Below are 8592 nucleotides of genomic sequence, written 5' to 3' on the forward strand. Positions count from 1 at the left end.
CGCCGAGCGCCGGCTGGCGCGGCCGGAGGGCCCGCTGTCGGCGCTGCTCTCGCGACGCGCGGCCGATTTGTCGGAGAATTGACCCGAGGCGGATCTTGGCATAAGAACTGGCCAAGCCAGATTTTTTCGAGATCCGAAAAAATTAATGGCAGTGGGAGGAAATCATGTATCTCGGCCTCGACCTGGGCACATCAGGCGTCAAGGCGCTGCTGATCGATGATCGCCAGAACGTCGTCGGCTCCGGCCATGGCTCACTCGATGTGTCGCGGCCGCATCCCGGCTGGTCCGAGCAGGATCCCGCGCATTGGATCGAAGCCTGCGAGGCAGCGATCGCCGACCTCAGGGCTTCCCATCCGAAGGAACTCGCGGCCGTCAAAGGCATCGGCCTTTCCGGCCAGATGCATGGCGCGACCCTGCTCGACGCTTCCGACAAGGTGCTGCGCCCGTGCATCCTGTGGAACGACACGCGCAGCCATGTCGAGGCGGCCGCGCTCGACGCCGACCCGCGCTTCCGCAAGTTCACCGGCAACATCGTCTTCCCCGGTTTCACGGCGCCGAAGCTTGCGTGGGTGAAGAACAACGAGCCGGCAATCTTCGCCAAGGTCGCCAAGGTGCTTCTGCCCAAGGACTATCTGCGGCTTTGGCTGACCGGCGAGCATATTTCCGAAATGTCGGACTCCGCCGGCACCTCCTGGCTCGATGTCGGGAAGCGGCGCTGGGCGCCCGAATTGCTGGCGGCGACATCGCTCGATGAGAAGCACATGCCCTCGCTCGTCGAAGGCACGGCGAAGGCCGGCGCCCTGCGCGGCGAGCTCGCCTCGAAATGGGGAATTGGGGCCGGCATTCCGGTTGCCGGCGGCGCCGGCGACAATGCGGCCTCGGCCTGCGGCATGGGCACGGTCGGCGCCGGCAACGCTTTCGTGTCGCTCGGCACGTCGGGCGTGCTCTTCGCGGCTAACGCGTCCTATCTGCCCAATCCGGAAAGCGCGGTGCATACGTTCTGCCACGCGCTGCCCAACACCTGGCACCAGATGGGCGTCATCCTGTCGGCCACCGATTCGCTCAACTGGCTGTCGGAGATCACCGGCAAAGGCGCCGGCGAGCTGACCGGCGAGCTCGGTGAGACACTCAAGGCGCCGACAGGCGTCACCTTCCTGCCTTATCTGTCCGGCGAGCGCACGCCGCACAATGATTCCGCCATTCGTGGCTCCTTCACCGGCCTCGCGCATGAGTCGAGCCGGGCCGTATTGACCCAGGCCGTGCTCGAAGGCGTCGCCTTCGCCTTCCGCGACAGCCTCGAAGCGCTGAAGAAGGCCGGCACGACGCTGACCCGAGTGACCGCAATCGGCGGCGGCTCGCGCTCGCGCTACTGGCTGAAGGCGATCGCCACCGCATTGCAGGTGCCGGTCGACATTCCGGCCGACGGCGATTTCGGCGCCGCTTTCGGCGCCGCGCGACTCGGCCTGATCGCCGCGTTGGGCGCCGATCCGCACGCCGTCTGCACCGCGCCGGCGACCGATGCGACGATCGAGCCGGATGCCGGGCTCGGCGGTGCCTTCGCCGATGCCTATCAGCGCTACCGCGCGCTCTATCCGGCGATCAGGGGCGTAACCGCGTGAGGCAAGGATTAACCCATCACCCTTTTCCGGGCGTTGGCGCTGCCCCTCACCTGCCTGCCGGCATCCTCTCCCCGTATAGGAACGGGGAGAGGGGCGCGGTCATCGCCGATTTCGCCAATCGCCAGCGTTGCAGGAAGGGCGCCGAGGCTGCGGCCAACTCCCTTCTCCCCGTCACTATAGGGGGAGAGGATGCCGGCAGGCGGATGAGGGGCGGCGCCGACCTTAGCAATTGGCGTTCTCCACCGCACTTTGACGAAGCTATCTCACTGCGCCGGCACCTTGTCGAGGAAGCCGGTGACGCTCTTCAGGCGGCCGTTCTCGATGACGCCGATATCGGTGCCCTCGATGAGGGATTCTGCGCCTTCGGGCCCCAGATTCCACGAGAAGCGGATGCGGTCGGCGAAACCGTCCGGCTCACCCTTCAGCGAGAAACGGAAGCCGGCGAAACGCTGCTGGACGCTATCGATCAGCGCAGCGACGCCTTCGTGGCCATCGCCCTGCATGACCGGATCGCGATAGCTGACGTCGCTGGTGAAAGCAGCCACGAGCAAGGCCTTGCGGCGCACCGCATCGCTCTCGTTCCAGGCGGTGATGTAGTTCCGGGCGATCGTGTTGAGGTCGGTCATTGTCTTCATCCTTGGTTGGATCGTTTCGACATGACCCTTTTCGCCCCACAGACGAGCGAAACCAATTACGCCTGAGGTAATCGGGCGGAAGCATTCGGAGAGAAAGGAAGCCATGAGCAGCGGATTTTTCGGCGACATCAAGAAGATCAAATATGAGGGGCCGGATTCGACCAATCCGCTGGCTTACCGTTACTACAATCCGGACGAGATCGTCGGCGGCAAGCGGCTGGAAGACCATCTGCGCTTCGCCGTCGCCTATTGGCATTCCTTCGCCTGGCAAGGCGGCGATCCGTTCGGCGGCCAGACCTTCGACCGCCCCTGGTTCGCCAAGCCCGGCGGTGTCGACTCGATGGAGCTGGCCAAGCTCAAGGCCGACGTCGCCTTCGAGATGTTTTCGCTGCTCGGCGTCCCCTATTTCTGCTTCCATGACGCCGACGTGCGCCCGGAAGGCAAGGACTTTTCCGAGAGTGCCGCGCGCATCGACGAGATCGCCGATTATTTTTCGGCCAAGATGAAACAGACCGGGGTCAAGCTGCTCTGGGGCACGGCGAACATGTTCTCGCACCGCCGGTTCATGGCGGGCGCGGCCACCAATCCCGATCCGGACGTGTTCGCCTATGCGGCGGCTACGGTGAAGAGCTGCATCGACGTCACCAAGCGGCTGAAGGGCGAGAACTACGTGCTGTGGGGCGGGCGCGAAGGTTATGAGACGTTGCTCAACACCGACCTTGCGCGCGAGCAGGAGCAGGCCGGCCGCTTCCTCAACCTCGTCGTCGATTACAAGCACAAAATAGGCTTCAAGGGCACGATCCTGATCGAGCCGAAGCCGCAGGAGCCGACCAAGCACCAGTACGACTACGATGTCGCCACCGTTTACGGCTTCCTCAAGCGCTTCGGGCTGGAGAAGGAGGTCAAGCTCAACATCGAGCAGGGTCACGCTATCCTTGCCGGCCATTCCTTCGAGCACGAGCTGGCTTTGGCCAATGCGCTCGGCATCTTCGGCTCGATCGACATGAACCGCAACGACTACCAGTCCGGCTGGGACACCGACCAGTTCCCCAACAACGTGCCGGAAATGGCCTTGGCCTACTACCAGATCCTGCTGGGCGGCGGCTTCAAGACCGGCGGCACCAATTTCGACGCCAAGCTCAGGCGCCAGTCGCTCGACCCGGAGGATCTCTTGATCGGCCATATCGGCGGCATGGATGCCTGCGCGCGCGGCCTCAAGGCGGCGGCGAAGATGATCGAGGACAAGGCGCTGTCGGCTCCGCTCGCCGAGCGCTATGCCGGCTGGAACACGGCCGAAGGCAAGGCGATGCTTTCCGGCAAGCGCACGCTGGAAGAGATCGCCGAGCGCGTGGTGAAGAAGAAGATCGAACCACAGCCGCGTTCCGGCCGCCAGGAATTGCTGGAAAACATCGTCAACCGTTATGTGTGATACCGGCGGGGGTGCTTTCGCATCGGCTGAAAGCTCAGGGTAGGGACTTAAGCGCGGCGGCGATTGTGGCCAGATTGCCGTCGGTCTCGGTTGTGTCGGCCCCGGCGCCTTTCCTTGCGTTGACTGAGTCCTCACAAAGTTGTCTGGCCTCCAGCAGGATGGAGCGGTCCTTGCTCCGATCACCTATGTCCAGCAACGCACGGCACAGGCTGTCAGACGTGGCCGCGACACTCACGGTTACGTGCTGCTTCTGTTGCACTGCGAGTGCCTGACGCAGGATCGGGACCGCTTCCGCAAATCGGGAAACATCGTTTTCCCATTCGCCGGTTATGACCAGCCCGTACCCGATCGAATTTTGGATATTCGCCCATCGCTCCGGTTGTTGCTCGCGCGTGAACACCAGTTGACTATACCGCCAAGCGGCGAGCGCTGCTTTTCCGCGCTCGAGGCTTTTCGGTCCCTTCGTCCGCTTTGCATACATCCACAGTGCTTCGCCAAGAGCCGCCTGTGTCGTCGCCCAAACGAATGGCGCCCGTTCGCGAGTCGCTTCCTCTAACGCCGAGCGGTAGGCTGCGACCGCCTCCTGCAGCAAGGCTGTGTCATTTCCGTGCGCATCGAGGATGGCGAGCGCTCCACCGAGACCAGTTTGGGCCTGAGCCCAGTCGAGCGGCACGCGTTCTCGCGTCCACTCCTCCAGAACCTCACGGTATATCGGGATGGCGTTCTCAACTTGCGCCATGTCTTGTTGGCGCCGGCCCAGAGCCACCAGCGCGTTTGCGGTATTGAACCGAGCCATTGCCCATCGCAGGGGTTCTCGCTCCCGGGTCCATTCTTGTAGCGATGCGTTAAAGGCGGTGATCGCCTCGTCGAGCCGAGATGTGCCGGCTTCGTGATTGCTGAGGGACACAAGCGCGCTGCCAAGGTTGTTCTGTGTAGTCGCCCAGTCGAACGGCGCCCGTTCGCGAGTCAACTCCTGCAGCGCCGCGCGGTAGGCAGTGACCGCTGCCTCGAGGCTTGCTGCGTTATCGCCGTGCTCGCCAAGTGCCCGAAGCGCATTGCCGAGACTGCTCTGCGCCGCGCCCCAGCGCATGGGTACGCGTTCACGTGTCCATTCCCCTAACACTTGAGTGAAGGCCGCGACCGCTTCTTTCAGACGAACCGCGTCGTTCTCGCGTTCGCCGAGCACCCAGTACGTCAGCCCGAGATTGTCCTCGGCCCTCGCCCAATCTAGAGGCGTCCGCTCACGAGTCCATTCCTGGAGCGCCGCGCGGGAAGCAGCAACTGCCTGTTCCAAGTTCGCCGTCCCGCCTGCGCGCGCACCAAGGCTCCTAAGTACAACGCCGAGATTGTTCTGTGTCTGCGCCCAGGCAAATGGCGCCCGCTCCCGCGTTTCCACCTCCAGCGCCGCCCGGAATGCAACGACTGCTTCTTCCAAGCGGTCTGTCCCGCCGCTATGCTCGCCGATGGCCCAGGATGCGATGCCGAGATTGCTCTGTGTCTGCGCCCAGTCGAGCGGAACCCGTTCGCGGGTCCTTTCTTCCAGCGCCGCCCGGTAGGCAACCACGGCCTCCTCCAAATGCGCCGTGCCGCTCTCGCGCTCGCCGAGAGCGAAAAGCGACACCCCAAGATCGTTCTGCGTTGTTGCCCAGTCGAGCGGCAATTCCGACCTTGGGGTGAAATCTAGCAGACGCCGTTCTCGTGCAACCGCTGTCTCACCCGCCGAGTTGTCTCCATACTCCTCTCCTTGATGGTACCACGCCGAAGCTTCCCGCCGAAGATAATCACGACGCTGCTCTGAATAGGCTTGCCCCTCTGGAATCGCGCTCGCCGCATTCGCGAAGTGTTTCGCTGCCTCCGGATAGCGCAGGCGTCCGAGCGCCAGGTCGCCTCGGTTGGCAAGCGTGGTTGCACGGTTTGCCGCAAGCTTGTCTTGGGCCTCGGCCTGTTTGTCATCGATATCGGCAAGCAGTGCGTCTGCCTTGTCAAGTTCGCCGGCTTTGGTCGCCGCCTCGGCCTGGCGCTTAAGCGAAATCACTTCCAGCGTGTCGCCTGGCTGCGCCGCAGCTATCGACTGCAGGTCTTTGAACTTTGTCGCAATCTCGGCCAATTTTCTCGCAAGCTGCTCGGAGGGGACGTTCGTCTCCCCCAGGATTTCGAAAGCGGCCCGTATCTGGCCGTTTGTCAGATCGAGCGCTTGCCGGACATTGTCGACAGTTTGCCTGCGTTCGTCGGCCAACTCCTGAAGCGTTTTGTTCGTATCCTGATAGGCCTTCCTGGCTTCCGAGAACTCCTTGACGATCGCCGCCAAGACTTCCGGCGGGACACCGCAGACGTTGGAGATCTGGCTGGCGTTGACCGAGCCGGCAATCGCGACCGCGCAGTTCTGGGCCTCTGTGTCGCCGAGCGCCTCCGCTGGGGTAGGCGACCAACCCTCGAGGAAGAACGTCAACGCGACTGCTGTAGCGGTAATCCGCATGGCGATGCCCTACTTCGTCGTGTCACCGCCACCCTTGTTTTCGACCGTAGATCCCCCAGAAATATCGCCGCCTACGGCAATGCTGCCGTGATCAGCAGACGCAGCTTTTGCCAAACCTTGGCCGGAGTAGACCCAAGCAGCGATGCCCACAACAGCCACCGACCACACCGCGATGACAATCAGTCTCAGAAGCCTATAGGCCTCGGCCGGCGGCAGTTTGGGGAAGATTTTTTTACGGATAATCTCGCGGAAAAGGAGGAGGAATACCCCCAACGCAAGACCACCGATTCCGGCTACTTGCCCAACAGCCTTCAGCACTGCGGCATCCATAGTCCGCTCCGATGCTAACCCCAACAGCTTTCGCTACGCGAAGAATACACTGCAGTCTGTGAAGCAGACCACAAAACATCAAACAATTGTCGCAATCAAGCCAGGATGCCATGGCGCGAAGTTTCACCCACGATCTGGCCGGATATCTGCTGCTGAAAGCTGCCGCTACTCTGCCTTCCGCGGAGGGGGCAGGATCAACCCGAGACAGGCGACGCTTTCACCACCGTCCTATCAAAAGGCGACTGGAGACACCTCCAACCTTGACTGAACCGGTGCGCGAACCAGCTTTGCGCCGGAGTGACGCCGACAAGGTTCTGCCCCGCGCTGCCCCTCAATCGCCCCGCTCTTGCCTTCAAACAGCCGTCACGGACTTCCTATAGTGTGGACATGCGGCGGGAAGGAAAGAAGGAGGCGAAACGTATGCAGCACGAGCGCGAAATCGACGCCATGCTCTCTCCCAGCGAGGCTGGTTCGATCATCGATCGGCTGATGGCGCTGCCGTATTCGAAAGACGGCGCCCGCAAGACAAATGAATGGGATCGCGCGGTCGCCGCGCGGCTCGAAACGGCGCTTGTCAGGAGCATGCGCTCGCGCATCGTCGGCGAAGGCCGAGACGCAGCCTGATTCTTCCGTCACTGATTCTTCCGTGGCCTGATTCTTCCTTGGCCCGATTTTTCCTTGGTTTGACGAACGGAGACCGTTTCTCCATCCTGCATCGATGATACGCACGGTGCTGCTCGATCTTCTGGGTGTCGTCTATGATGGCGACACCCCGATAACAGGCGCGGTCGCGGCCATCGAGCGTCTGCGCGACGCAGACTTGCCGCTTCGTTTTGTCAGCAACACGACACGCGCGCCCCGCAGCGCAATCATCGCCCAGCTTGCCGGGATGGGTATCAAGGTAGAGGACGAGGAATTGCTGACGCCGGCGCGTGCCGCGGTCGAATGGCTGCGCAAGCATGGCCGCCGGCCGCATCTGCTCGTCCATCCCGACCTCGAGGTCGAGTTCTCCGGGCTGCAAGGTGGAAGCGGACGCGCCGTCGTCGTCGGCGATGCCGGCGAGGCCTTCGACCACGCCAGTCTCAACCGCGCTTTCCGCGAACTCGTCGTCGGCGCCGATTTCGTGGCGCTCGCCATCAACCGCACCTTCAAAGATGCCGACGGCTTGCTCAGCCTCGACACCGGCGCCTTCGTCGCGGCGCTGGAATTCGCCAGTGGCCGAAGCCCTGTCGTGCTCGGCAAGCCATCGCCGGATTTCTTCCTTTCGGCGCTTTCCGGTTTGAACTGCCCGGCGGCGGATGCGGTCATGGTCGGCGACGATGCGGAGAGCGATATTGCCGGCGCGCTCAGCGCCGGGCTCGGCGCGGCGCTGCTCGTGCGGACGGGCAAGTACCGCGCGGGCGATGAAACACGCTTCGAGCCGCCTCCGACTGCGATCGTCGACGATCTCGCGGCGGCGACCGACTGGATAGTCAGCCGCGCCTCAGCCTGACCGGCGCTTCGCCGAAAGCCCGGGAAAAAGCTCTGGAGAATGCCGGGGCGGAGGAAAAGCCGGTTCGCCCCGCAATGTCGGCCATGGCAATACGCGTGTCGACCACCAGCCGGCGGGCGGCGCTGAGCCGCAGCCTCAGATAGTAAGCGCCAGGCGTCTCGCCGATCGACTTGCGAAAAATGCTTTCCAGTGTCCGCGCCGTCACGCCGGCGCGCTTGGCCACCGCGTCGATGGTCAGCGGCTGGTCGACATGCGCTTCCATCAGCCGGATCGCCTGCGCCAACCTTGGATCATAGCCGTCGAGCCTGCCGAGCGAGACCAGCGGCTGCGCGTCGGTCGCGGCGCGCGCCTGGTCGTAGATGAAGACGCTCGCCACGTCGAGCGCTGTGGCCATGCCGAGCCGGGTGCGGACCAGATGCAGCATCAGGTCGAAGGTCGGCGAAGCGCCGCCGGAGGTGAAGACCGGCCCGTCGATGACATAGCGGTCCGGCCGCACGTCGACGCCGGGAAAAGCAGCGGAGAAATCCTCCATATCTTCCCAATGGGTTGTGGCGCTGCGGCCTTCGAGCAGGCCGGCGCGGGCCACCAGCCAGGTGCCGGCCTCGACGCCG

Annotated in this window: 8 protein-coding genes; 4 read left to right on the top strand and 4 right to left on the bottom strand. The window is 63.4% G+C overall.

Annotated features, from left to right (window positions below):
• Positions 1 to 164: 164 nt before the first annotated feature.
• Positions 165 to 1619, top strand: a complete 1455-nt coding sequence (xylB, locus tag DH10_RS29215) for a xylulokinase (RefSeq protein ID WP_192253564.1) — start codon at positions 165 to 167, stop codon at positions 1617 to 1619.
• 263 nt (positions 1620 to 1882) lie between these two features.
• Here xylB and DH10_RS29220 read toward each other — a convergent pair whose 3' ends face one another.
• Positions 1883 to 2245: a nuclear transport factor 2 family protein gene (locus tag DH10_RS29220; protein WP_192253566.1), complete on the bottom strand. Its 363-nt coding sequence runs from the start codon at positions 2243 to 2245 to the stop codon at positions 1883 to 1885.
• Between the two features lie 112 nt (positions 2246 to 2357).
• On the opposite strand from DH10_RS29220, the gene xylA reads away from it, so the two are divergent.
• Positions 2358 to 3683 carry a xylose isomerase gene (gene xylA, locus DH10_RS29225; protein ID WP_192253568.1) on the top strand — a complete coding sequence of 442 codons (1326 nt, stop codon included), beginning with the start codon at positions 2358 to 2360 and terminating at the stop codon, positions 3681 to 3683.
• Between the two features lie 34 nt (positions 3684 to 3717).
• Here the strand turns inward: xylA and DH10_RS29230 are convergent, their stop codons facing one another.
• Positions 3718 to 6159 carry a tetratricopeptide repeat protein gene (locus DH10_RS29230; RefSeq protein ID WP_192253570.1) on the bottom strand — a complete coding sequence of 814 codons (2442 nt, stop codon included), beginning with the start codon at positions 6157 to 6159 and terminating at the stop codon, positions 3718 to 3720.
• Positions 6160 to 6168: 9 nt separating this feature from the next.
• Positions 6169 to 6489 carry a hypothetical protein gene (locus tag DH10_RS29235; RefSeq protein ID WP_192253571.1) on the bottom strand — a complete coding sequence of 107 codons (321 nt, stop codon included), beginning with the start codon at positions 6487 to 6489 and terminating at the stop codon, positions 6169 to 6171.
• A gap of 420 nt (positions 6490 to 6909) precedes the next feature.
• Here DH10_RS29235 and DH10_RS29240 point away from each other — a divergent pair, with 420 nt between their 5' ends.
• A complete protein-coding gene (locus DH10_RS29240) occupies positions 6910 to 7113 on the top strand; it encodes a hypothetical protein (RefSeq protein ID WP_192253573.1) in 204 nt (67 codons plus the stop codon).
• 106 nt (positions 7114 to 7219) lie between these two features.
• The gene (locus tag DH10_RS29245) at positions 7220 to 7981 is read left to right on the top strand and encodes a TIGR01458 family HAD-type hydrolase (RefSeq protein ID WP_312891304.1); all 762 of its coding nucleotides are present in this window, start codon (positions 7220 to 7222) and stop codon (positions 7979 to 7981) included.
• Here DH10_RS29245 and DH10_RS29250 read toward each other — a convergent pair.
• Positions 7962 to 8592 (bottom strand): GlxA family transcriptional regulator (locus DH10_RS29250; RefSeq protein WP_192385625.1); only part of this gene is annotated, 631 nt, incomplete at its 5' end. The two genes, DH10_RS29245 and DH10_RS29250, sit on opposite strands and share 20 nt — an antisense overlap.

The organism is Mesorhizobium silamurunense, assembly GCF_014843825.1.
In the GTDB taxonomy this organism is placed as follows: Bacteria; Pseudomonadota; Alphaproteobacteria; order Rhizobiales; family Rhizobiaceae; genus Mesorhizobium; species Mesorhizobium silamurunense.

Excerpts from the sequence above, each read along its gene's own strand:
- xylB (WP_192253564.1), top strand. The coding sequence starts at position 165 with ATGTATCTCGGCCTCGACCTGGGCACATCAGGCGTCAAGGCGCTGCTG.
- DH10_RS29230 (WP_192253570.1), bottom strand. The coding sequence starts at position 6,159 with ATGCGGATTACCGCTACAGCAGTCGCGTTGACGTTCTTCCTCGAGGGT.
- xylA (WP_192253568.1), top strand. The coding sequence starts at position 2,358 with ATGAGCAGCGGATTTTTCGGCGACATCAAGAAGATCAAATATGAGGGG.
- DH10_RS29240 (WP_192253573.1), top strand. The coding sequence starts at position 6,910 with ATGCAGCACGAGCGCGAAATCGACGCCATGCTCTCTCCCAGCGAGGCT.
- DH10_RS29235 (WP_192253571.1), bottom strand. The coding sequence starts at position 6,489 with ATGGATGCCGCAGTGCTGAAGGCTGTTGGGCAAGTAGCCGGAATCGGT.
- DH10_RS29220 (WP_192253566.1), bottom strand. The coding sequence starts at position 2,245 with ATGACCGACCTCAACACGATCGCCCGGAACTACATCACCGCCTGGAAC.